This window comes from Rubellimicrobium roseum, from assembly GCF_006152145.1.
In the GTDB taxonomy this organism is placed as follows: domain Bacteria; phylum Pseudomonadota; class Alphaproteobacteria; order Rhodobacterales; family Rhodobacteraceae; genus Rubellimicrobium; species Rubellimicrobium roseum.
Genome location: NZ_VDFV01000005.1, coordinates 1 through 21095, shown reverse-complemented (window position 1 = coordinate 21095; position 21095 = coordinate 1). Strand labels below are relative to the sequence as shown.

Annotated in this window: 18 protein-coding genes; 7 read left to right on the top strand and 11 right to left on the bottom strand. The window is 71.4% G+C overall.

Going from position 1 to position 21095, the window contains the following annotated elements; translation table 11 throughout:
* Positions 1 to 79 precede the first annotated feature (79 nt).
* From FHG71_RS06550 to FHG71_RS06540, 3 genes are read right to left on the bottom strand one after another with little or no spacing between them, the layout of a single operon-like run.
* Complete coding sequence (locus FHG71_RS06550; protein WP_139080836.1) at positions 80 to 811, bottom strand: amino acid ABC transporter ATP-binding protein; 732 nt, start codon at positions 809 to 811, stop codon at positions 80 to 82.
* Entirely contained in the window at positions 808 to 1482 is a 675-nt protein-coding gene (locus tag FHG71_RS06545) for an amino acid ABC transporter permease (protein ID WP_139080835.1), read from the bottom strand. The genes FHG71_RS06550 and FHG71_RS06545 overlap by 4 nt, the downstream gene beginning before the upstream one ends.
* 4 nt (positions 1483 to 1486) lie before the next feature.
* Positions 1487 to 2323, bottom strand: coding sequence for an amino acid ABC transporter substrate-binding protein (locus FHG71_RS06540; protein ID WP_139080834.1), 837 nt, complete (start codon positions 2321 to 2323; stop codon positions 1487 to 1489).
* A 215-nt stretch (positions 2324 to 2538) separates the two neighbouring features.
* On the opposite strand from FHG71_RS06540, the gene FHG71_RS06535 reads away from it, so the two are divergent.
* Positions 2539 to 4206 (top strand): MFS transporter, encoded by a 1668-nt coding sequence (locus tag FHG71_RS06535; RefSeq protein ID WP_139080833.1) that lies wholly within the window; start codon positions 2539 to 2541, stop codon positions 4204 to 4206.
* Between the two features lie 6 nt (positions 4207 to 4212).
* Here the strand turns inward: FHG71_RS06535 and FHG71_RS06530 are convergent, their stop codons facing one another.
* The 5 genes from FHG71_RS06530 to FHG71_RS06510 all read right to left on the bottom strand — a co-directional run bounded on the left by FHG71_RS06530 (position 4213) and on the right by FHG71_RS06510 (position 8426).
* A complete protein-coding gene (locus FHG71_RS06530; RefSeq protein WP_139080832.1) occupies positions 4213 to 6159 on the bottom strand; it encodes a DUF4139 domain-containing protein in 1947 nt (648 codons plus the stop codon).
* Between the two features lie 76 nt (positions 6160 to 6235).
* Entirely contained in the window at positions 6236 to 6835 is a 600-nt protein-coding gene (locus FHG71_RS06525; protein ID WP_139080831.1) for a GNAT family N-acetyltransferase, read from the bottom strand.
* Positions 6832 to 7233: a ketosteroid isomerase-related protein gene (locus FHG71_RS06520; RefSeq protein WP_139080830.1), complete on the bottom strand. Its 402-nt coding sequence runs from the start codon at positions 7231 to 7233 to the stop codon at positions 6832 to 6834. The genes FHG71_RS06525 and FHG71_RS06520 overlap by 4 nt, the downstream gene beginning before the upstream one ends.
* 67 nt (positions 7234 to 7300) lie before the next feature.
* On the bottom strand, positions 7301 to 7534 hold the full coding sequence (locus tag FHG71_RS06515; RefSeq protein ID WP_139080829.1) for a hypothetical protein: 234 nt from the start codon (positions 7532 to 7534) through the stop codon (positions 7301 to 7303).
* Positions 7535 to 7625: 91 nt separating this feature from the next.
* Positions 7626 to 8426 carry a lytic murein transglycosylase gene (locus FHG71_RS06510; protein ID WP_139080828.1) on the bottom strand — a complete coding sequence of 267 codons (801 nt, stop codon included), beginning with the start codon at positions 8424 to 8426 and terminating at the stop codon, positions 7626 to 7628.
* A gap of 137 nt (positions 8427 to 8563) precedes the next feature.
* Between FHG71_RS06510 and FHG71_RS06505 the strand changes: the two genes are divergently transcribed.
* Complete coding sequence (locus FHG71_RS06505) at positions 8564 to 9685, top strand: S1C family serine protease (RefSeq protein WP_246045366.1); 1122 nt, start codon at positions 8564 to 8566, stop codon at positions 9683 to 9685.
* Here the strand turns inward: FHG71_RS06505 and FHG71_RS06500 are convergent.
* The gene (locus FHG71_RS06500) at positions 9682 to 10272 is read right to left on the bottom strand and encodes a YdeI/OmpD-associated family protein (RefSeq protein ID WP_139080827.1); all 591 of its coding nucleotides are present in this window, start codon (positions 10270 to 10272) and stop codon (positions 9682 to 9684) included. The genes FHG71_RS06505 and FHG71_RS06500 overlap by 4 nt on opposite strands.
* A 106-nt stretch (positions 10273 to 10378) precedes the next feature.
* Between FHG71_RS06500 and FHG71_RS06495 the strand changes: the two genes are divergently transcribed.
* The 4 genes from FHG71_RS06495 to FHG71_RS06480 all read left to right on the top strand — a co-directional run bounded on the left by FHG71_RS06495 (position 10379) and on the right by FHG71_RS06480 (position 16442).
* Positions 10379 to 12175: an ABC transporter transmembrane domain-containing protein gene (locus tag FHG71_RS06495; RefSeq protein ID WP_139080826.1), complete on the top strand. Its 1797-nt coding sequence runs from the start codon at positions 10379 to 10381 to the stop codon at positions 12173 to 12175.
* A 103-nt stretch (positions 12176 to 12278) separates the two neighbouring features.
* Positions 12279 to 14192 carry an acyl-CoA synthetase gene (locus FHG71_RS06490; protein WP_139080825.1) on the top strand — a complete coding sequence of 638 codons (1914 nt, stop codon included), beginning with the start codon at positions 12279 to 12281 and terminating at the stop codon, positions 14190 to 14192.
* A gap of 89 nt (positions 14193 to 14281) precedes the next feature.
* Positions 14282 to 15244 (top strand): magnesium transporter CorA family protein, encoded by a 963-nt coding sequence (locus FHG71_RS06485; protein ID WP_139080824.1) that lies wholly within the window; start codon positions 14282 to 14284, stop codon positions 15242 to 15244.
* 91 nt (positions 15245 to 15335) lie between these two features.
* Positions 15336 to 16442 carry a D-apionate lactonase family protein gene (locus FHG71_RS06480; RefSeq protein WP_139080823.1) on the top strand — a complete coding sequence of 369 codons (1107 nt, stop codon included), beginning with the start codon at positions 15336 to 15338 and terminating at the stop codon, positions 16440 to 16442.
* Here FHG71_RS06480 and FHG71_RS06475 read toward each other — a convergent pair.
* Positions 16430 to 17602 carry an RtcB family protein gene (locus FHG71_RS06475; protein ID WP_139080822.1) on the bottom strand — a complete coding sequence of 391 codons (1173 nt, stop codon included), beginning with the start codon at positions 17600 to 17602 and terminating at the stop codon, positions 16430 to 16432. The two genes, FHG71_RS06480 and FHG71_RS06475, sit on opposite strands and share 13 nt — an antisense overlap.
* Positions 17603 to 17858: 256 nt before the next feature.
* Here FHG71_RS06475 and FHG71_RS06470 point away from each other — a divergent pair, with 256 nt between their 5' ends.
* Positions 17859 to 19595: a sensor histidine kinase gene (locus FHG71_RS06470; RefSeq protein WP_176559314.1), complete on the top strand. Its 1737-nt coding sequence runs from the start codon at positions 17859 to 17861 to the stop codon at positions 19593 to 19595.
* A 490-nt stretch (positions 19596 to 20085) separates the two neighbouring features.
* Here FHG71_RS06470 and FHG71_RS23465 read toward each other — a convergent pair whose 3' ends face one another.
* Entirely contained in the window at positions 20086 to 20316 is a 231-nt protein-coding gene (locus tag FHG71_RS23465) for a hypothetical protein (protein ID WP_342777508.1), read from the bottom strand.
* Positions 20317 to 21095 lie beyond the last annotated feature (779 nt).

The window sequence follows — 21095 nt, the reverse complement described above, 5'->3', positions numbered from 1 at the left end:
TGGCGCCAGCCTAGGCTACCACTCCCGATGGCTACATGCGACCTATGGACTAGACGCGATCCGCGATTTCCGCAGCGTCCTAGCGCACGCGGCGAAGGAACTCGCGCGTGCGGGGGTCCTGGGGAGCGTCGAAGATCCGGGAGGGCGGGCCCTGCTCGACGATGCGGCCTCCTTCCATGAACAGGACGCGGTCGGCGATCTCTCGGGCGAACTGCATCTCGTGGGTCACGATCAGCATGGTCTGGCGCGCCTCGGCGATGCGGCGCATGAGGTCCAGCACCTCGCCCACCCATTCGGGGTCGAGCGCCGAGGTGGGCTCGTCGAAGAGGAGGAGGGGCGCATCGAGCGCGAGCGCCCGGCCGATCCCCACCCGCTGCTGCTGCCCGCCCGACAGCGCGGCGGGATAGGCGTCGGCCTTGTCCGACAGGCCGATGTCCCGGAGGATCGCGTCGGCGCGGGCCAGGGCCTCGGCGCGGGGCAGGCGGCGGACGGTGAGCAGCGCCTCGGCGATGTTGCCCTGCGCCGTGCGGTTGGCGAAGAGCGCGTAGGTCTGGAACACGAAGCCGGTGCGGCGGCGCAGGGCCAGGATCTCGGCCCGGCTCGCCTTTGCTGCGTCCACCTGAAGATCGCCGATGCGGATCGTGCCCGCGTCGGGGCGGTCGAGGAAGTTGATGCAGCGCAGGAGCGTGGACTTGCCGGTGCCCGAGGGGCCGATGACCACGATGCGCTCGCCCGGCGCGATGTCGAGGTCGATGCCCGACAGCACCGGGAGCGACCCGAAGCGCTTGGTGAGGCCCCGGATCTCGATCATCGCGCGAAGGCCCGGTTGAGGCGGATCTCCAGCCGGCGCTGGAGCGCGGCCAGCGCCTCGGTCACGACCCAGTAGATGACAGCCACGAGGAGGAAGGCTTCGAAGTAGCGGAAGCTGCCGGCGGCCTCCTTCTGCGCGGCGCCCATCATCTCGGTCACGCCCAGCGTGAAGGCGAGCGAGGTGCCCTTGATCATGTCGATGAACGAGTTGAGGAGCGAGGGCGCCGCGATGCGCGCGGCCTGCGGCAGGATGATGCGCCGCAGCGCCTGGCCCTGCGTCATGCCGATGGCCTGCGTCGCCTCCCACTGGCTGCGGTCCACGCCCAGGATCGCGCCGCGCAGGGATTCGGCCATGTAGGCCGCGAAGTGGAGCGTGAGGCCCGCGATCGCCGCCTGCACGCCGGTGATGGCGGCGAAGGCGGGGACGAGCTGCGGCAGGCCGTAGTAGAAGAGGAAGAGCTGCACGAGGAGCGGCGTGCCCCGAAAGAAGCTGACGAAGAGCTGCACCAGCGGATCGAGCAGCGGCAGGCGCAGCACGCGCACCACCGCCAGGATCACCGCGAGGATCAGCGCCAGCACCATGGCCGCCGCCGCCATGCCCAGCGTCAGCGGCAGGTAGCGCAGGAGGACGGGCACGAGACCCAGCATGTAGTCCAGGTCGAGCGCCCCCATGAGGTCACTCGGCCGCCGGAGCGGCGGCCTCGGCCGGCGCCGTGTCCGTCGCTTGGGCCTCGGCGGCTTCGGGCGCAGCGGCTTCGGCGGCCGCCGGGGTCACGTCGAGGCCCAGCCATTTCTCGGAGATCCCGCTGAGCGTTCCGTCCTCGAGCAGGGTCGTCAGCGCCGCGTCCACCTCGTCGCGCAGCGCCTGGCCCTCCTCGTCGTCGCGGAAGGGCAGGGCATTGCGGATCTCGCTGAACGGCTCGCCCGCGAGCCGCAGCGGCAGGCCGCTGTCGCGGATCACCACCGCCGAGGAGACGCGGTCCATGACGAAGGCGTCGACGCGGCCCAGGGCCGTGTCCTGCTCGATGTTGCTCTCGTAGGTGCGGATGTCGATCTCGGAGGCATAGGGCAGCTCGCGCAGGAGCTGCTCGAAGTTCGAGCCGAGGTTCACGGCGACCGACTGGCCGCGCAGGTCCTCGACGCCATTGACCTCCGTGTTCTCGGCTTGGGTGACCACCTGCGCGCCGTCGATCACGTAGGGCTGGCTGAAGAGGAAGGCCGCCTCGCGTTCGGGCGTGATGGTGATCTGGTTCGCGACCGTGTCGATGCGGCCCGATTCGAGCGCGCCGATCAGGCCCGAGAAGGACATGGTGACGAATTCGACGGGGCGGCCGATCCGCTCTCCCACGGCGTTCATCACGTCCACCTCGAAGCCCTGGAGCTGGTCCTGCTCGACGAAGGTGAAGGGGTAGTAGCCCCCCGACATGCCGACGCGGAGGGGCTCGGCCTCCTGGGCCTGGGCGCCGAGGGCCAGGGTTGCCGCGACGGCGACGGAACCGAAGAGCTTGCGCATGGAAGGTCTCCATTGTCTGGGCCGGGGGTGGCGCGCGTTGGCCGAAACGCGGCCCGTCCGGCTGTGTTCCGGCAGGTCCGCCATGCAGGCAGGGACTGACTTCCGCGCCCGCGCGCCTAGATCGCGGGACAGCATGACGGACACCACACCAGGGGAGCGCGGGCGGGGCGCCCGGCACGGAGATCGCGCGTCCGGCGCGGCGGGGGGACAAGGCCATGGCTGAGACGGCGCCCGAGCGGCGCAGCGCGCTGGGGCCGCTCGCCCATCCCGTGTTCCGGGCGATCTGGATCGCGAGCCTTGCCTCGAACTTCGGCGGGCTGATCCAGTCTGTGGGCGCGTCCTGGATGATGACCTCCATCGCGCCTTCGGAGGCCATGGTGGCGCTGGTGCAGGCCTCGGTGACGCTGCCCATCATGCTGCTCGCGCTGGTGGCCGGGGCGGTCGCCGACAGCATGGACCGGCGGCGGGTGATGCTGGCGGCGCAGGGCTTCATGCTGGCGGTGTCGGTGGCGCTGGCTCTCGTCACTTGGGCGGGCTGGATCTCGCCCTGGCTGCTGCTGCTGTTCACCTTCCTGATCGGCTGCGGAACGGCGATGAACGGGCCCGCGTGGCAGGCCTCCGTGGGCGACATGGTGCCGCGCACGGACCTGCCGGCGGCCGTGGCGCTCAACAGCATGGGCTTCAACATCGCCCGCGCGCTGGGGCCGGCGCTGGGCGGCGCGGTGGTCGCGGCGGCCGGGGCGGCGGCGGCCTTCGCCGTCAACGCGGTGAGCTACCTAGGGTTGATCCTCGTCCTGCTGCGCTGGCGACCCGAGGTGCCAGCCCAGACTCTCCCGCGCGAGTCCTTGGGCGCGGCGATGCTGACGGGGCTGCGCTACGTCGCGCTCTCGCCCGCGCTGCGGGTGGTCCTCCTGCGCGCCGTCGTCTTCGGAGTGGGGGCCAGCGCGGTCTCGGCGCTCATGCCTCTCGTCGCGCGCGAGCAGGTGGGCGGGGGGCCGCTGACTTTCGGCCTCCTGCTCGGGGCCTTCGGGGCGGGGGCGGTGGGCGGCGCGCTGGCCAGCACGGCGCTGCGGGCGCGGCTCTCGACCGAGGGGCTGGTGCGGGTCGCGGCGCTCGTCTTCGCGCTCGCGGCGGCGGTCGTGGGGCTGAGCCGGAGCCTGCCGCTCACGCTCGGGGCCCTGCCCTTCGCCGGGGCGGGCTGGGTGCTGGCGCTGTCGAGCTTCAACGTCACGGTGCAGATGTCTACGCCGCGCTGGGTCGTGGCGCGGAGCCTCGCGCTCTACCAGATGGCGGCCTTCGGCGGCATGGCGGGGGGGAGCTGGCTCTGGGGCACGGTGGCCGAGAACGTCGCCGTCCCGGCGGCCCTGATGGGGGCCGGGGCGGTGCTGGCGGCCTGCGCGGCGATCGGGCTCGTGCTGCCGCTGGCGGATGCCGAGGGGCGGGACCTGGGGCCGCTGCGCCAGTGGACCGCCCCGCCCACGGCGGTTCCGGTGGACGGGCGCACGGGGCCCGTCGTAGTCGCCGTCGAGTGGCGGATCGCCGAGGCCGACGAGGCCGCGTTCCTGGACGCCATGGCCGAGCGGCGCCGCACGCGCCGCCGCGACGGGGCGCACAACTGGATGCTTCTGCGCGACCTCGCCGATCCCGGGCTCTGGGTCGAGCGGTACGAGGCGGCGACCTGGCACGACTACGTGCGGCTCAACAACCGGCCCACGAAGGAGGACGCGGCGGCCTTCCAGCGGCTGCGTGGCCTTCATCGCGGGGACGGACCGCCGGCCGTGCGCCGGATGGTCGAGCGCGAGGTGCAGGGGACCGAGCGCGACGGGGCCCGCGTCGCGCGCGAGCTGGCGGCCCCGCTCAGCGACCCGACGCGGATGCCCTGACCACCGTCAGCCCTCGCCCAGGTGCGCGGCGAGCGCCGCCTGGGCCGTCGCCAGATCTTCCCGCCGGGCAGCGCGGACGTCGGTGGCCGCGGCCAAGCGGTCCTCGATCGCCAGGAGGTCGGCCAGGTAGCGGTCGTGGGCCTCGGAGGGGCTGGGCACCGCCCCGAGGTTCTGCCGGACGCGGGCCTGCTCGTCCGCGAGGTCCGCGTGCGCCCGCTCGGCGTCGTCCAGGGCGTCCCGCGACCGGCTCGCGGCTCGCATGAGGGCGGCGGCCTCCTCCAGATAGGCGCGGGTGGCCGCGTCGCTGGCCTCGGCGGCCCAGACGAGCAGCTCGTCCTCGGGGAGGTCGCCCAGCACCAGCACCTGCTCGTAGGGATGTACGTCGCGGACGACGAGCCGCGCGGCGCCCTGCGCGGGGACGGTCAGAGTGGCGCGCAGGAACCGCCGCCCCGCCTCGTCCTGCCGCTCGATCCCCTTTGGTCCTTCGACCACGGTCGCTGTCCAGTCCGGGGTGAGGGGATGGTCGATGACCAGTCCGTGCGCCTCGCCGCCGGGCGAGGTGACGGCATAGGTTGCGTCCCGCACATCCTCGACGGTCACGCGCAGCACGCCCTCGGCGGCGCGGACCGAGGTCCGGCGGGAGGCGAAGCCCACCGTCTCCTCGACGCGCAGGCTGCGGTCGAGGCCGAAGGGCACGGCGCGCGTCTCGCCCGGGCCCACGAGCGGGAAGTCCGCGTCGCCCACGTAGCCCCCGGCCTCGTCCGAGACGGTCATGATCCCGGCGGGCAGGCGCACGTCGAGGTCGTTCGTCACCTCCAGCACAAGGTCGGGATTGCCGGTCCGGGTCTGGAGCCGGCCCTCGTAGAGCGACAGGTGCCGCGCGTCGAGCGAGCCGGTCAGGAAGGGCAGGGAGGCCATCTCGCCCGCCGCGAGGTCCACGGGATCGGGGAAGCGGAAGCGCGAGTCGAGCACGCCTTCCTCTTGCGCGGCGCTGGCCGTGACGGGCGCGGGCGCGGGGGCGGCGAAGGACTCGGCGACATCGGCCCCCATGCCCAAGGAGGCGCGCGGCGCCTCGGGCTCCACCACGGTGACCGGCTCGAAGGCGACGGCTTCGTCCGTTTCGACGGTCTCGCGGTAGCGCCAGTCGCGGCCGTGGAGGTCGGCCGTCAGCGTCCGGGGCGAGCCGGACGAGAGCGTGAGCGCCACGTCGTCCCAGGGCTCGCCGGTCGCGTTCTCGATCACCGCCCAGGCCTGGAGGTCCACCGTGCCGCCCTCGCCCGTCAGCGCGCGGTAGGAGGTCTTCCAGGCGGGTGCGGCGATGACGTAGCTGATCGCGCCGTCCGCGACCGCCTCGCCTTCGATCTCGACCGCGATCTCCCGCACGGTCCCCGAGGCCTCGGACCGCAGCGCCCGAAGGCCCTGGCCCAGGGCGGCCACGATCTCGGGGTCGAGGATCGCGATGCGGTAGTCGCCCGTCAGCGGATGGAAGGTCACGACGCCGTCGTCGCCCAGGAGAGACAGGACCGTCTCGCAGCCCTGGTCGTCGCAGTCCTCCATGAACCCCATCAGCGTGCCCTCCTGCCCCTGCGGATAGGCGCGGTCCGAGACGCGCAGGCGCAGGCCGGGGACGGTTTCGAGCAGCATCTCCAGGTTGGTGGCGGCCGCGGGCGGGAAGGGGAGCGAGGCGAAGGCGTCCTCGACCGGCGTCGCCCCGTCGAGCGCGAGCCGCGCGCCTTCGATGCCCCGCCCGCGCACGAGGAGCGACTTGAGAATGTCGTTCACGTCCCGGAGCGGAACCGACAGCGTGATCTCGCGCGCCGCGCCCGTCTCGCGCGTGATCTCGGCGAGGCCCGCCTCGAAGAGGGTGACGGCGCGGACGGGAGCCTCCTGCGCGAGCGCAGGTTCGGCGGCGAGGAGGGCCAGGGCGGAGACGGCGAGGCGGGGCAGGGGCATTGTCTCTCCTGAAGGTCCGGGCGCCGGACCTTGGTGCCATTTCCGGCCCCGGCGGGACAGGCGGGAAAACCCGCCCTCAGGCAGTCGCGGCGAGGTCCCGGATCCAGACCTGGAGCGGCTTCTCGCTGTCCCCGGCCTCGCCGTGGTCGCGCCAGCGGAAGCGGGCCACGGCGCCGGGCAGCGGGGCGTAGCCGCGGGCCGCCCAGAAGCCGTCGAGCGGCCAGTAGCCGGGCGGACGGGCGGGGTGGTCCTGCGGGCGTACCACGGCGCAGAAGACCGACCAGTGGCGGTCGAGGCGCCGGGCGTGCTCCTCGCGCAGGTCGAAGAAGCGGTGGCCGACGCCCCGGCCCCGGTAGGCGGGCAGGAGCACCGATTCCGCGCAGTAGAAGATGTCCCGGAGCGGCAGGTCCCGGCCGGCGAGCGCCTGCGCGAATTCCTCGGCGTGATCCTCCATCGGCGTGCCGGTGGCCGCGCCGACCAGCCGTTCACCGTCGAAGGCGCCGACGACGATGGAATCGGGGCTGTCGAGGTAGGCTTGCAGGTAGCGCGCCTCGTAGGCCTCGTCGCCGTCATAAAGATATGGCCAGTCGGCGAAGACCGCGATGCGCAGCCGCGCGAGGTCCGGCAGGCGGGCGGCCAGTTCCTCGCGCGACAGGGGCGCGATGCGCAGGGTCATGCGCCGACCTGCGCGGTCCAGTCCGCGAGGTTGTAATAGGTCGTCACGCGGGCGATCTTGCCGTCGCGGATCGCGAAGAAGGCGCCGGCGGGGAGGACGTAGGTCTGGCCGCGCGCCGGCGGCAGGCCCTCGTCGGTGGCCTTGTAGAGGCCGTGGACGGTGAACTCGGCCGCGGCGCGGGTGCCGTCGTCCGAGGCCATTACCACCACGTCCTCCAGCCGCTCCTCGTAGCAGCGGTCCATGTGGGCGAGGAAGGCGCGGAAGGTCTCGCGCCCTTCGCGGATGCCGCCCTGGTTGACGTGGTGCGCCACGTCCTCGGAAAGGCAGGCGAGCATCCCCTCGGCGTCGTCGCGGTTGAAGGCCGCGTAATAGGCCTCGACGAGTTCCCTGGCCGTCATTGTGTTCCTCCGTCCCTGGGGCGATCACGGGATATCGAGCGGGCGGGCCGCTCGCAAGGTCGGGGGCTCAGTCGTTCGCGGTGATCGCGTCGTCGGCCTCTCCCTCGGCCGCCTCCGGCGTCTCGGTGCTGGCCGGGGTGTCGCCGGTGCCGGCCGGTGCGGTGGAGGTGGCGTCCTCGGCCACGGGGTCGCCCAGGCCCGGCTCCATCTGCTCGGGTCCGCCCGTGCCCAGGAAGATGAAGATGAGGGCCGCGATCACGACCACCCCCGCAAGGATGGCGAAGAGTCGGCTGCGGTTCATGGTGGCCTCCGTTCCGTTCGTGCTGGCGGGGCCGCCGGATCAGCGGCCCCAGGGGGCACAAGGCCGCGGGGCCAGCACGGTTCCCGTCGGATCAGGCGCCGGGCTCGATCTGCGGCCCCATGATGGCGAGCGCCTGCTGGTAGACGGTGGCGGCGTTCCACTGGCCCAGCACCGCGAAGTTGGGCTCGCCTTCCTGGTAGCCCGCGCCCGGCTGCCAGCCATGGCCGCGCAGGAAGTTGGCGGTCGAGGCCAGGGCGTCCTCCAGCCGCGTCAGGTCCACCACTCCATCGCCGTTGCCGTCCTGCCCGTAGCGCAGGATGTTGGCCGGCAGGAACTGGGTGTGCCCCAGCTCGCCGTGCATGGCGCCCACGGACTCGGGCGAGATCGCGCCCCGGTCCACGAGCAGGAGCGCGGCGAGCGCGTGTTCCTGGAAGAACTGCGGCCCCCGCCGGCAGTCGTAGGCCAGCGTGGTGATGGCCGAGATGACGTTGGCGTCACCCATGAAGTTTCCGAAGCCCGTCTCCATCCCGTGGATGGCGATCAGGATGCCGGCCGGCACGCCATAGGCGGCCTCAATCGAGTCGTAGAAGGGGCGGTCGCGCTCCAGCATCCGCTGGCCTTGGGACACGATGGCATCGGCGCCGCGCAGGCGAAGGAACTCGTCGAGCGGGTAGCGGAAGCTCTTCTGGTTGCGGTCGGCCTGGATGGTACGGGTGGCGTAGCTGGCGTTCGACAGCGCCGACAGGCCCCGCTCGCCCACCCCGTTCGCCGCGGCGACCTGCGCGAACTGCTGCTTCCAGGCCTCGAAGCCCCCCGCATCGTTGCCGCAGGACTGCGCCGAGGCGGCGACCGGGGCGGCCAGGGTCAGGGCGAGGACGAAGGATCGAAGCAAGGCAGGTCTCCTGAAGCGACAGGGGCGGACCGACTTGAGCCCGCCGGGGCGATGTCTAGTTTGCACGGGGCAACATGGCGCGGGTCAAGCCCCCTTCCAGAGGGCCGGCCGGCTGCGCGCGACGATGGGAGGTGCGCGTGATCCGATCCGTGATCCTGGGGGCGATGGTGGCGCTCCTCGTCGGCCTGGGGGTCGGGCTCGGGATCGGCGTCTCGGGCTGGCTGCCCGCGCGCGAGGCTGCGGCCCCGGTCGCCGCCGTGGCCCCGGCGCAGCTCTCGGTGGCGCCCGAGGGCTCGGACGAGGCGGCCACCATCGCTCTGTTCCGGTCCGCGCGCGACAGCGTGGTGGCGATCTCGACCTCGGCCGCGCGGCGCGACCTCTTCGGGCGCGTCTCCTCCGAGGTGCCGCTGGGCACGGGCTCGGGCTTCATCTGGGACGGCGAGGGTCACGTCGTCACCAACGCCCACGTGATCGAGGGCGCGACGGCCGCGACGGTGACGCTCGCTGACGGGCGGGTGCTGCCCGCGCGACTCGTGGGGCGTGACGCCAGCCACGACCTCGCGGTGCTGCGCATCGAGGATGAGGGCCTGCCGGCGCCGCTCACGCTCGCCCCGCCCGAGCCGCCCGAGGTGGGTGCCTTCGTCCTGGCCATCGGCAACCCCTTCGGGCTCGACTGGACGCTGACCACGGGGATCGTCTCGGCGCTGGACCGGGAACTGCCGGGCGAAGACGGGCGCACGATCCGGGGACTGATCCAGACGGACGCCGCCATCAATCCGGGCAACTCGGGCGGGCCGCTCCTCGACAGCGCGGGGCGGATCATCGGGGTCAACACGGCGATCTACTCGCCCTCGGGGGGCAGCGCGGGGATCGGCTTCGCGGTGCCTGCCGCCACCGTGGGCCGCGTCGTGCCCGAGCTGATCCGCACGGGGCGCTACGTCCCGCCCACGCTGGGGCTCCTGTTCGACGCGCGCCTGAACGCGGCCATCAATCGGCAGGGGCTGGCGGGAGCGATCGTGCTCGACGTGCCGCGCGGCTCGGCGGCCGAGCAGGCCGGAGTGACCCCGGCCGAGTTCCTGCGCGACGGGCGCATCCGGCCGGGCCACGTGGTGACAGAGGTGGACGGGCAGGCGGTCGAGTCGCTGGACGACCTCCTCGCCATCCTCGACGCGCAGGCGGTGGGCGAGGAGGTGACCGTCACCTTCAACACCGGCGGCGGGGAAACCACGGTCGATCTGCCCGTGCTGGCGGGCAGCTAGGCACGGCCCCACTGGAACGGGCGCTCGCCCTTCGTCGCCGCCTCCGCGATGGCCGCGACCTTGGCCGCCCGCGTGGCAGGCCGCTTCGCGTTCAGCAGGATCTCCAGGGCGCCCCGCCTCACCGAGCGCGGCCAGCCGTCCCAGACGACGCGCAGGTCCCCCTCCAGCGCCGCCGCGAGGTCGGGCGGCACGTCCAGCGCCTCCACGCCGTCGAGCGCGGTCCAGGTCCCGTCGGCCTTGGCCCGCTCCACGGCGGCGCGGCCAGCCTCGGCCATCAGGTCTTGGGCCTCCAGCCGCTCCACATGGGCCTTGTTCACGCGGCTCCAGTTCGAGCCGGGCTTGCGGGGGCTGATCCACAGCATCGAGCGATGCTCGTCCCTGGCGCGCGCCAGCGAGTCGATCCAGCCATGGGCGAGGCATTCCTGCACGATGTCCTCGTAAGGCAGATAGCGGTCGCCCCCAGACCGCTTGTGCGTCACCAGCCACACCCCGCCGGGCTGGCGGTGGTTCGCGGCCAGCCAGGCGCGCAGTTCGGACCGCGACAGGACCTCGACCTCGGGCGCGTCGTCGAGCGGGCGTCGGGCCATGGCGTTCCTCCCCGCGCAAAAGGTTAGGACCTTGGGCCGCAGGGGTCCAGCCTTGCCGCGCGGGCGGGGCGCCGCTATCCCCACCCCGACCAGGAGACCGCACCGCATGGCCCGAGCCCCCCGTTCCTCCACCGAGGACCGTCCCTCCTCCCGCCGCGTGGGCGCGCTAGTCGCGCTCTGGCCCTTCCTGCGGCCCTATTCCGGGCTGATGATCCTGGCCTTCGCCGCGCTGGTGCTGACGGCGGGGGTGTCGCTGGTCCTGCCCATCGCGGCGCGGCGTATCGTGGACCACTTCGGCGTGGCCGAGACGCAGGTTCTGGACCAGTACTTCGGCGCGGCCATCGGGATCGTCCTGCTGCTCGCGGCAGGGACGGCGCTGCGCTACTACCTCGTGACCCGGCTGGGCGAACGGGTCGTGGCCGACATCCGCACCGCCGTCTTCGACCGCATGATCGCCATGAGCCCGGCCGTCTACGAAAGGCTCATGACCGGCGAGGTCCTGTCCCGCATCACCACCGACACGACGCTCATCCTGTCGGTGCTGGGCTCCTCGGTCTCGGTGGCGCTGCGGAACTTCCTGATCCTGGTCGGGGGCATCGCGCTCCTGCTCTGGACCTCGGCCAAGCTCACGGGGCTCGTGCTGCTGATCGTGCCGGCCATCATCGTGCCCATCGTGGTGCTGGGACGGCGGCTGCGGACCTTGTCGCGCGAGAACCAGGACTGGATCGCGGCCTCCTCGGGGGCGGCCTCCGAGTCGCTCCTTTCCTCGCAGACCGTGCAGGCCTTCACGGCCGAGGGTCCGGTGCGCGCGCGCTTCCGCGACCTAACCGAGAGGAGCTTCGATTCCGCCCGCGCGCGGATCGGCGTGCGGGCGGTGATGACGGCCATCGTCATCTTCCTGATCTTCTCGGGCGTGGTGGGCGTCCTGTGGGTGGGCGCGCGCGACGTGGACGCGGGCGCGATGTCGGTGGGCCAACTCGTGCAGTTCATCATCTACGCGGTGATGGTGGCGGGCGCGGCGGGCGCGCTCACCGAGGTCTGGAGCGAGGTCCAGCGCGCCGCCGGCGCCACCGAGCGGCTGGTCGAGCTGCTGACGCTCGCCGACACGGTGCGCGACCCTGTGGCTCCGGTGCCCGCGCCCAGCTTGGCCATGGCGGACATCCGCTTCGAGGGCGTGACCTTCCATTACCCCACGCGCCCCGACCGCAGCGCGCTTCGCGCCGTGGACCTGACCGTGCGGCCGGGCGAGACCGTGGCGCTGGTGGGTCCCTCGGGCTCGGGCAAGACCACGGTCATCCAGCTTCTCCAGCGGTTCTGGGATCCGCAGGAGGGCCGCGTGGCGGTGGGCGGCGTCGCCCTGCGCGACCTGGCGCGCGCCGACCTGCGCCGTCAGATCGCGCTGGTGCCGCAGGACCCGGTGATCTTCGCCGACACGGCCCGTGCCAACATCCGCTTCGGCCGTCCCGAGGCCACGGACGCCGAGGTCGAGGCCGCTGCCCGCGCCTCGGCCGCGCACGACTTCCTGTCGAAGCTGCCCGACGGCTACGACACCTATGTGGGCGAGCGCGGAGTGATGCTGTCCGGCGGGCAGAAGCAGCGCATCGCCATAGCCCGCGCCATCCTGCGCGACGCGCCGCTGCTGCTCTTGGACGAGGCGACCTCGGCTCTTGACGCGGAAAGCGAGCGCGCGGTGCAGGAGGCGGTGGAGCATCTGGCGCGGACGCGCACCACCATCATCGTGGCGCACCGGCTGGCGACCGTGAAGCGGGCCGACCGGATCATCGTGCTGGACGAAGGGCGCGTCGTGGCCGAGGGGACGCATGACGCGCTGGTGGCGCAGGGCGGGCTCTACGCGCGGCTCGCGCGGCTCCAGTTCACCGAAGGGCTTGCGGCGGCGGAATGACCCCGCGTCGGGGTTGCGTGGTTAACCTCCCGTTTCCATTCTAGTGCTAAGGTCAAGGGATCGCCGGCCCACGGCGGCCCGCCATCCTGGGGAGGAAACGCGCATGGGCTTCGCCGGTCCCGCCGACAGCGCCGCCATCGAGGCCGAGGGGCCCTGGGACGACCGCGACCTGCCCCGCACCACCTGGGGCATCCTGGGCCGCACCGCGGCGCGCGTGCCGAACCGCCCGGCCGTAAGCTTCCAGCTCCTGTCCGACCCCAAGGCGTCGGCCGAAACGCTGACCTGGGCGCAGCTTCAGGACCGCGTGGCGCAGGCGGCGAACCTCTTCCGCAGCCTCGGCGTGGGCGAGGGGGACGTGGTGGCCTATCTTCTGCCCAACTGCACCGAGGTGGTCACGACCTATCTGGGCGGGCAGGTGGCGGGAATCGTGAACCCGATCAACCCGCTCCTCGACGCCGAACAGATCGCCGGCATCCTGCGCGAGACCAACGCCAAGGTGCTGGTGACGCTGCGCGCCTTCCCGAAATCCGAGGTGGCGCAGAAGGCCGCCGCCGCCGTGGCGCTCGCGCCCAACATCCAGACCGTGCTGGAGGTGGACCTCCTGCGCTATCTCACCGGAGTCAAGCGGCTGATCGTGCCGCTGATCCGGCCGAAGAACCCGGTGCGCCATCAGGCGCAGGTGCTCGACTTCCACAAGGAGATGTCGCGCCAGCCCAAGGCGCTGCAGTTCCAGGACGGCGGGCGCGACCGGGTGGCAGCCTATTTCCACACCGGGGGGACCACGGGCCTCCCCAAGCTCGCGCAGCACCGCTACCGGGGGCTCATCTACAACGGCTGGGTGGCGAACAAGCTCCTGTTCACCGAGAACGACACCATGATCTGCCCGCTGCCGATGTTCCACGTCTTCGCGGCGGTGGTCTGCATGGGGGCCTCCATCGCCTCGGGTGCGCACATCGTCCTGCCCACTCCTCAGGGCTACCGCGGCGAAGGAGTCTTCGACAACTTCTGGAAGCTGATCGAGCGCTATCGTGTCACCTTCCTCATCACCGTCCCCACGGCCATCTCGGCGCTGATGCAGCGCCCGGTGAACGCCGACATCTCCTCGCTGCAACTCGCCTTCTGCGGCTCGGCGCCCCTGCCGGTCGAACTCTATCGCCGCTTCGAGGCGGCAGCCGGCGTCACGATCTGCGAAGGCTATGGGCTGACCGAGGCCACCTGCCTCGTGTCGATCAACCCGCCGCAGGGCGAGAAGAAGATCGGCTCCATCGGCGTGCCCTTCCCCTATACGCGGGTCCGCATCATCGACCCGCATACTCAGATGGACTGCGAGACCGACGTGGTGGGCGAGATCTGCGTGGCCAGTCCCGGCGTCTGGGGCGGGCACACCTATACCGAAACCGACAAGAACGGCGCGCTCTTCTACCCCGACGAGGAAGGCACGCCCACCTGGCTGCGAACGGGCGACCTCGGGCGACGGGACCCGGACGGCTATGTCTGGATCACGGGACGCGCCAAGGACATCATCATCCGCGGTGGCCACAATATTGACCCCGCCGAGATCGAGGAGGCGCTCTGCGGCCATCCGGCCGTGGCCATCGCCGGCGCCATCGGTCAGCCCGACGCCCATGCGGGCGAGGTGCCCTGCGCCTATGTCGAGCTGATCCAGGGCGCCGCCGTCACCGAGGCGGAACTTCTGGAGCACGCCCGCGCCCACGTGCGCGAGCGCGCCGCCATCCCCAAGCACGTGGAGATCCTGCCCGAGTTGCCCAAGACCGCCGTGGGCAAGATCTTCAAGCCCGACCTGCGCAAGCGCGCCATCCAGCGCGTCTACAACGAGGCCCTGGCCGGGGCCGACGTGGCGGCCGAGGTGGCCGAGGTGGTCGAGGACCGCCGCCTGGGTCTCGTGGCGCAGGTCCGCCGAACCGGGACGGTGGCCGACGAGGAGGTCGTGCGCGCTCTGGGCGCCTACACCCGTCCCTGGGCCTGGGCCGAGGAGCGCCGGGCCGCAGCCGAGTAGGCGCGCGCCCCGCCGTTTCCGCCGTGGGGTGGAACCGCTCCCCGCCGCCCGCTATGGAGGTCCGGCCCCCGCGCCCGGAGCCCGCGCCCATGCTCATCCCTTACCGCCTCGCGGATCGTCGCCTTGAACGGATGCTGCCGTCGGCCGACCTGCAGGAGGCCATCTGGATCGACCTCTACCGCCCCCAGCCCGAGCAGGCGAGTCGCATCCGGGCCGAGCTCGGAATCGAGATCCCCACGCTCGCGGACATGGAGGAGATCGAGATTTCGAATCGCCTCTACCGCGAGGACGGGGCCGACTTCATGACGGTGATCCTTCCGGGCCACAGCCCCGACGGCAAGCAGCTCTCGGGTCCCGTCACCTTCATCCTGACGCCCGACCGCCTCGTGACGGTGCGCCACCACGCCCCGAGGCCCTTCGACACCTTCCCCGCCCGCGCCGACCGTTCCTCGACCGGCTGCGGGACGCATCTGCGGCTGTTCCTGGGACTAGTGGAGGAGATCGTGTCGCGCTTCGCCGACCTTCTGGAGGCGGCGGGCCGGTCGCTCGACGCCATCGCCGCGCGCGTCTACGCGGGGTCGAGCGAGCCGCTGACCTCGGCCGAGCTGGAGGAGGCCCTGCGGGCCGTGGGCCGCGAGGGCGAGGTGCTCGCGCGCGTGCGGCTGGGACTCCTGACCATGGAGCGGATGTTGTCCGTCTTCGGGCTCTGGCGGGCCGAGCAGAACGAGCACGGGCTCAAGACCTTCGTGAAGACGCTGATGCGCGACATGCAGGCGCTGGAGGTCCACGTGGACTTCCTGTCGGGGCGGGTGGGGCTCGCGACCGACACCACGCTCGGGATGGTGAACCTGAGCCAGAACCAGACGGTGCGAATCGTGTCGGTCGTGGCGACGCTGTTCCTGCCGCCCACTCTGATCGGCACGGTCTACGGCATGAACTTCCACAACATGCCCGAGCTCGACTGGCGCTACGGATATCCTCTGGCCTTGGTCCTGATGGTCCTGTCGGGCGTCCTGAGCTGGGCCTACTTCAAGTGGCGCGGCTGGCTCTGAGCCGGCTTGCCGCGCCGCGGCAGCGGGCCCTATGCTGGCGGCGAAGGAGAAGCGGCGTGAGCATCCCCACCCTTATCCTCGAGCGGCCCACATGACCGGGACCCCCATCCTGCGTCTGGGCGAGGCAGCCACCGCGCCCGAGACGCCGCAGGCCACGCGGATGCCCGACCTGCTGCTCGCGGCCGAGCCGGGCTGGCTGCGCCCCGGCGGGCCCTTTCCGGCGCGGGGCCTGCTGCTGCGGCTGCGCGCCACGGACGAGGACGAGGCCACGCTGGAGGACGCCTGCCGAACGCTGGCCGAAGGGGGGCTGCTCGACCTTGAGGTGGTCCTGCCCGAGGGTACGGACTGCGGGTCCACGCTCGACGCCCTTGCCTTGCGGCTCGCGCGGATGGGGCTGTTCCCACGGCACGTCGCGGCCTTGCCCGAGGCGCAGCTCCATGGCCGGCCGGGGGGCGGACCTTCACTCCAGGCCTGCGCCGAAGCGGTGGCGGCCGCCTTTCCCGAGGCGCGGGTGGGGATCGGCGCCCTGACGAACTTCGCGGGAGACCGGGTTCCGTCGGCGGAGGCGCCGGGGCATTACGTGACGCTGGGGGCCTCGGCGGTAGGGCCGGGGGCGGGCGAGGCAGCGGTGCTGGAAGCCTTGGAGGTCCTGCCGCAGGTCTTTGCCGACGCGCGCTCGGCCGCAGGCGCGCGGGCGCTGCGGCTGGGGCTGGTCTCGATCGGGCTCCGACCCCCGCCCGGCGACCGTGCGAATGGCATCGACCCCCGTCAGAAGGGCCTGATCGCTGCGGCTTATGCCGTGGCTGCCTGCGCCGCCGCGGCGGGAGCGGGCGCCGAGGCCGTCGCACTCGCGGCGCCGGCCGGGCCGTTCGGGCTCGTCGGATCGGATGGCGAGGCGCGGCCGCTGTTCCATGCCCTGGCGAGCCTCCATGCGGCTCTCGACCGTGTCGTGGAGGTCGATCCCGTGCCGGGGCTGCGCGGGCTGGCCTGGGACGAGGGGGCGGTCCTCGCCAACGCGACCCTGGCGCCGGTCGCGCTGGTGCCGCCCTTCGCCATCGGGGCGATCCTGGGCGTCGCCGAGATGGAAGCCGCGCGCGATCCGCTCTGGGCCGCGCGGGCCACCAAGCCGCTGCCCGAGGAGGTGGTGCTCGGCTCTTGCGAGGTGCTCCTGGCCGGGGCGCCGCCTCAATCCTTGTAGGGGTCGACGTCGCCCGGACCGGCCATCACCACCCCCATGGGGTGAAGGACGCGCTCGATCTCCACCGTGCCGGCGTGCTCGGCCAGGACCTCGGGAAGGCGGCGATAGGCCTGCGGAGCCTCGTCGAGGTCGCCGCCCAGGACGCGCACGCCCTTGCGCGAAAGCCAGGCGCGCATCTCGTCCGCGTCCACGGCCGGCGGGCGGATCACGCGGCCCGACTTGCGGTCCCGCTTGCCCTTGGCCTCGCTGCGCGACATGACGCGTCCTGCGCCATGAACAGTGGAGTAGAGAGCGGTCCGGCTTCGGGGCGACTCGACGCCCCGCAGGATCACGGCGTCGTCGCCCATGCTGCCGCCCACGAAGCCGCGCTGGCCGGGGAAGGCCGGCGTCGCGCCCTTGCGCACGACCCAGAGGTCCCGGTCGCCATGCCGTTCTCTCCAGACGTAGTTGTGGTGGTTGTGGACCTCGTCGGTGACCGTTCCTCCGATGAGGCGCCTCACCCTCTCGGTCACCCAGTCGCGACCTGCATAGGCATAGAGGCCGCCCAGTTCGATTCCGGCAAGATAGCCTTGGCCCGCCGCCGTGTCCGTGGAAAGAAGCGCGGGCGGGGCCAGCATGTCTCCGGAGGCGCTGGCAGCCTGCAGGTACTTGGTCGTGATCCTGTGGCCCAGGCCGCGCGACCCGAAATGCACGCCGATCCAGACCCAGCCCTCGTCGTCGCGGAACAGGTCCACGTAGTGGTTGCCGCCGCCCACGGTGCCCAGCTGTCCCTGTGCCATCCCCTTGAGGTCCGCGACGCCCGCTGCCTGCCATAGATCCGACTCGAACAGAGGGTGCTCCACGCGCGCCGCGTTCGCGCGACCCAGGCCGAAGCTGACATTGCGCGCGATGTCCTGCAGGATCGTGTCGACCCGTGGCTCGATCTCGCTGGCGCGCATGTCGAGGCGGACGGCCTTGTTGCCGCAGGCGATGTCGTAGCCCACGCCGCTGATCGAGACGTGGTCCTCGTAGCCCACCACGCCGCCGATCGGATGGTTGTAGCCGAGGTGCCCGTCGGCGCAGAGCACCCCCGTGGCGGCCGACCCCGTGGCAAGGCAGGTCTCCATCTGCGCGACGGTGGCCGTGTCGTGGTGGCCGAAGATGACGAGGGGAGCGGTCATGGGCGACTCCTGCGGGACACCTTCAGCTAGGCTGCGATGCCGCGCGCTGCCAGAGGGCCGCTGCGCTGGCCGGACCCGTCCGCCGACCCATGGCGCTGGGCCCTCATGTCTTGTGCAGAATCGTCGCGCGGCGGCTGAATGCGACGGCAGATCGTCTGCGGCCTCGTCGGACGCTGGAAGTCGGCTGCCGGACCTGCCAAGATTAATCTGGGGGCCGTCCCGATGCCTTCGCGGTCCCAGGAGACATCTCCACGTCATGCGTAGCCTGACCCGCGACCTCGCCTCGTCGTCCGACCGGCCTCCGCAGGCGCAGGGCTTGACCCTCCTGGGTTACGCTGCCGCGGTCGTGCTACCCGTCCTGACCCTTCTTCTCCCGTTCGCGGCCGAGGCCGGTCCGGCCTTTGCGGCGTTCCTGCCCGCCGTTGCGGTCCTGGCCGCTCTGGTGGGCACCACCTCGGCCCTTCTCGGCGCGGCGCTCTCGGCCGTGCTGGCCGTGGCCTGGCATCCGGCGCCCGCGCTGTTCGGGCCGGGAAGCGGGCCGCTGTGGACGGGACTCGCCGTCCATGCGGCGGCGTGCGCCGTCCTGGTGCTGGCTGCGCGCCATGCGGGCCGGGCGGCCGCGCAGGAGGCCGAGCTTCGGACCCGCATCGAGGCGGAGGCTGCGACGGTCCGAGGCGCCGCGGATCGCCGGCTGGAGGTCGTCACCGACGCGCTGCCCGTCTTCATCTCCGAAGTGGGCCGCGACCTGCGCTACCGCTTCGTGAACCGGGCTTACGAGGAGGCGTTCGGACGTCGGCGCGACGACATCAAGGGACGCTTCCTCCCCGAGGTCATCGGTCCCGAAGCCTTCGCCGACGCCCAGCCGCATATCGAGGCTGTTCTTGCGGGCCGGTCCACCTCCTACGAGTCCCAGGTGCCGCATGCCGGCGGAGAGCTGCACGATTTCCGCGCGCACTATGTGCCTCATCTGGACCGGGACGGGCAGGTGGCGGGCTTCTTCGCCCTTGTGCAGGACATCACCGAAAGCCGGCGCCAGGCCGACCTCCTCGTCCAGCGAGAGCGTCATCTGCGCGCCGTGCTCGACAGCGTGTCGGACTGCTTCTATGCGGTCGACAGGAACTGGCGCATCACCGTCTTCAACCGAGCGGCCGAGCGCTATTTCGGTCGTCGCCGCGACGAGGTGCTGGGCTTGGTGATCTGGGAGGCCTTCCCGGCCCATGTGGGCTCGATCTTCGACCAGAACCAGCAGCGCGTCATGGCCACCGGCGTGCCCGTCACCTTCGAGGCGCCCTCGGTCAGCTTCCCGGACCGGGTCATCGAGATGAGGGTCGCGCCCAAGGAGGGCAGCGGCCTTGCGGTGGCCTTCTCCGACATCACCTGCCGCAAGGCCGAGGAGCGCCAGCGTGAGCTCCTGATTCACGAGCTGAACCACCGGGTGAAGAACACCTTGGCCGTGGTCCAGTCCATCGCGAGCCAATCCCTGCGCGGCCCCGACGTGCCGGCGAACGCGCGGGCCGCCTTCGAGGGACGTCTCCTCGCGCTGGCCGGCGCCCACGACCTTCTCACCCGCGAGAGCTGGGAAGCGGCTAGGCTGCAAAGCTTGGTCGAAACAGCGCTGGACCCCTTCGACCGCCTGGGGCGCTTCGATCTGTCGGGTCCGGACCTGCGGCTGCGACCGCAAGCAGCGGTCAACCTGACCTTGGCGCTGCACGAATTGGCCACCAACGCCACCAAGTATGGATCGCTCGCCAGCCCGGCGGGACGGGTCTCGCTGGGCTGGACCGTCTCGGCCGGCTCGGAGCCGCTGTTCCGGCTCTCCTGGGAGGAGCGGGGAGGAACGGCCGTCGCGCCGCCCGCCCGGACGGGATTCGGGTCCCGGCTCATCCAGAGGGGTCTGTCGGCCGAACTGGGCGGGCCGGTCCTGCTGGACTTCCGCGCAGGCGGGCTCGTCTGCACCATCGAGGCGCCGTTGGCCAATCTCCAGCCCGCCTGAGGCGTCCTTCTTTCGGCTTTCCCCCGGGGCGCTACCGCCTCCGGCCGAGGCATGGAGTCCCGAGCACAGGGTCGATGCCGTAGAAGGGCAGGGCCGCGTCCTGTGCCAGCCAGTCGGCGTCAGCGAAGGCAGGGCCGCTCGCCTCGCTTATAGCGGCGAACTGCGCCACGGCTTTGGTTGCCCCTGAGATTTGGAGTAGGACGCCTTTTGGGATCAACGCTAGGGACGGTGGTAAGCGAAGTCGATACCGGGCCGCTTCACGCCGACGATGGTGATCCAGAATGTGTTCGCAGAGTGGATTCGGCGAGCGTGCGACCGACGGCTTCCCGCGTCGTGACGATCGCGAAGCCGTCTCGAACCCCACGTAGTCCATCATCCAGTCTGCTACGAGATGGGCGACCCGTTCCCCCATGGTCGCGCCGGGGAAGACGACCTGATCTGTGTTCGTCCGTTCCGGGGTCCGGCCGTGATTTTGGATGATCGCCTTGGCCTAAAGGTCAGGCACGCTGTGCTTGCGGTCGATGCCGACCACCACTTGCTGGTACTCGTGCACGCCCAACTTTATCAGGATTGCTGATTGAGGATCGTCCACCTGGGCGACATGGGCGAGCGGGTTGTTCCAAGACTGCACTGGCGTGGCATTCTCGTCGATGCGGAGCACAGCGTGTTCCGATTGGGCCGGCGACTTGGTTGTCGTGCCACCGGAATGGCCAAGACCGATTACATCACGTTGCCGATGATCGGGACAAGAAAGTTACCCAGCAGTCCTACGCTCCTCCGGATCGCGGCATAGACGGACCTGCGGGTCCCGGGGCTGTGGTGATAGCGGCCACTCGGCCTACATGCATCAGCCCGATCAGCCTGACCCGTCCCAAGGGCAGGAGATCGGGGCAACCCCGGTCGACAGGTCCACGGCGGCGAAGCCACAACCACTCCGCAGAGGACTCGGGCCAAGGAGCAAAATATGAGTGACAGCAGGTCAAGCGTCAAGCGCCTCACGAGGTCTGCGGCGAGCAGGACGACCGCGAGGGCTTAGCGGTGCGTCCCAGGGCTGATGCGACAACTGATCACCCTGACATCCGAAGGCCCCGGGATCTCGGCCCAGACGACGGAGCCTGGAATGGAGAAGGCGGTGACCTTGATGCCGCCCACCGTTCCAGCGCTGCGCCTCCGATGAACCATGAGCATGGCGCTGGCGAGCTGGGTCTTGGGGCGCAGGTTGGCCATGTAGATGCTGTTTTGCGCCCAGCCGTCCGAGGGACGATGAAGCGGAGTAGCGCATCGAGGACGCAGTCCTAGAGTAGTAGCTCGGCCAAGGTGGCGGGACTGCCTCATTTGCCGAGAAGGATGGCGAAGACTCCGCCGATCAGCACCACGTTCGTTCCGAACGATCCGCCCCGATGAGGTGGTCTGCTCTGTAACAAGGCTCAAAGCGAGTTGGTCCTGACCGCGAGTTTGGTCCGGGGTCTCTGCAGGCTTCCGGGCTTTTCGAGCTTGGTC

Excerpts from the sequence above, each read along its gene's own strand:
- FHG71_RS06485 (WP_139080824.1), top strand. The coding sequence starts at position 14,282 with ATGCTCATCCCTTACCGCCTCGCGGATCGTCGCCTTGAACGGATGCTG.
- FHG71_RS06515 (WP_139080829.1), bottom strand. The coding sequence starts at position 7,534 with ATGAACCGCAGCCGACTCTTCGCCATCCTTGCGGGGGTGGTCGTGATC.
- FHG71_RS06520 (WP_139080830.1), bottom strand. The coding sequence starts at position 7,233 with ATGACGGCCAGGGAACTCGTCGAGGCCTATTACGCGGCCTTCAACCGC.
- FHG71_RS06470 (WP_176559314.1), top strand. The coding sequence starts at position 17,859 with ATGCGTAGCCTGACCCGCGACCTCGCCTCGTCGTCCGACCGGCCTCCG.
- FHG71_RS06545 (WP_139080835.1), bottom strand. The coding sequence starts at position 1,482 with ATGGGGGCGCTCGACCTGGACTACATGCTGGGTCTCGTGCCCGTCCTC.
- FHG71_RS06550 (WP_139080836.1), bottom strand. The coding sequence starts at position 811 with ATGATCGAGATCCGGGGCCTCACCAAGCGCTTCGGGTCGCTCCCGGTG.
- FHG71_RS06490 (WP_139080825.1), top strand. The coding sequence starts at position 12,279 with ATGGGCTTCGCCGGTCCCGCCGACAGCGCCGCCATCGAGGCCGAGGGG.
- FHG71_RS06500 (WP_139080827.1), bottom strand. The coding sequence starts at position 10,272 with ATGGCCCGACGCCCGCTCGACGACGCGCCCGAGGTCGAGGTCCTGTCG.
- FHG71_RS06525 (WP_139080831.1), bottom strand. The coding sequence starts at position 6,835 with ATGACCCTGCGCATCGCGCCCCTGTCGCGCGAGGAACTGGCCGCCCGC.
- FHG71_RS06540 (WP_139080834.1), bottom strand. The coding sequence starts at position 2,323 with ATGCGCAAGCTCTTCGGTTCCGTCGCCGTCGCGGCAACCCTGGCCCTC.
- FHG71_RS06495 (WP_139080826.1), top strand. The coding sequence starts at position 10,379 with ATGGCCCGAGCCCCCCGTTCCTCCACCGAGGACCGTCCCTCCTCCCGC.
- FHG71_RS06530 (WP_139080832.1), bottom strand. The coding sequence starts at position 6,159 with ATGCCCCTGCCCCGCCTCGCCGTCTCCGCCCTGGCCCTCCTCGCCGCC.
- FHG71_RS06480 (WP_139080823.1), top strand. The coding sequence starts at position 15,336 with ATGACCGGGACCCCCATCCTGCGTCTGGGCGAGGCAGCCACCGCGCCC.
- FHG71_RS06535 (WP_139080833.1), top strand. The coding sequence starts at position 2,539 with ATGGCTGAGACGGCGCCCGAGCGGCGCAGCGCGCTGGGGCCGCTCGCC.
- FHG71_RS06475 (WP_139080822.1), bottom strand. The coding sequence starts at position 17,602 with ATGACCGCTCCCCTCGTCATCTTCGGCCACCACGACACGGCCACCGTC.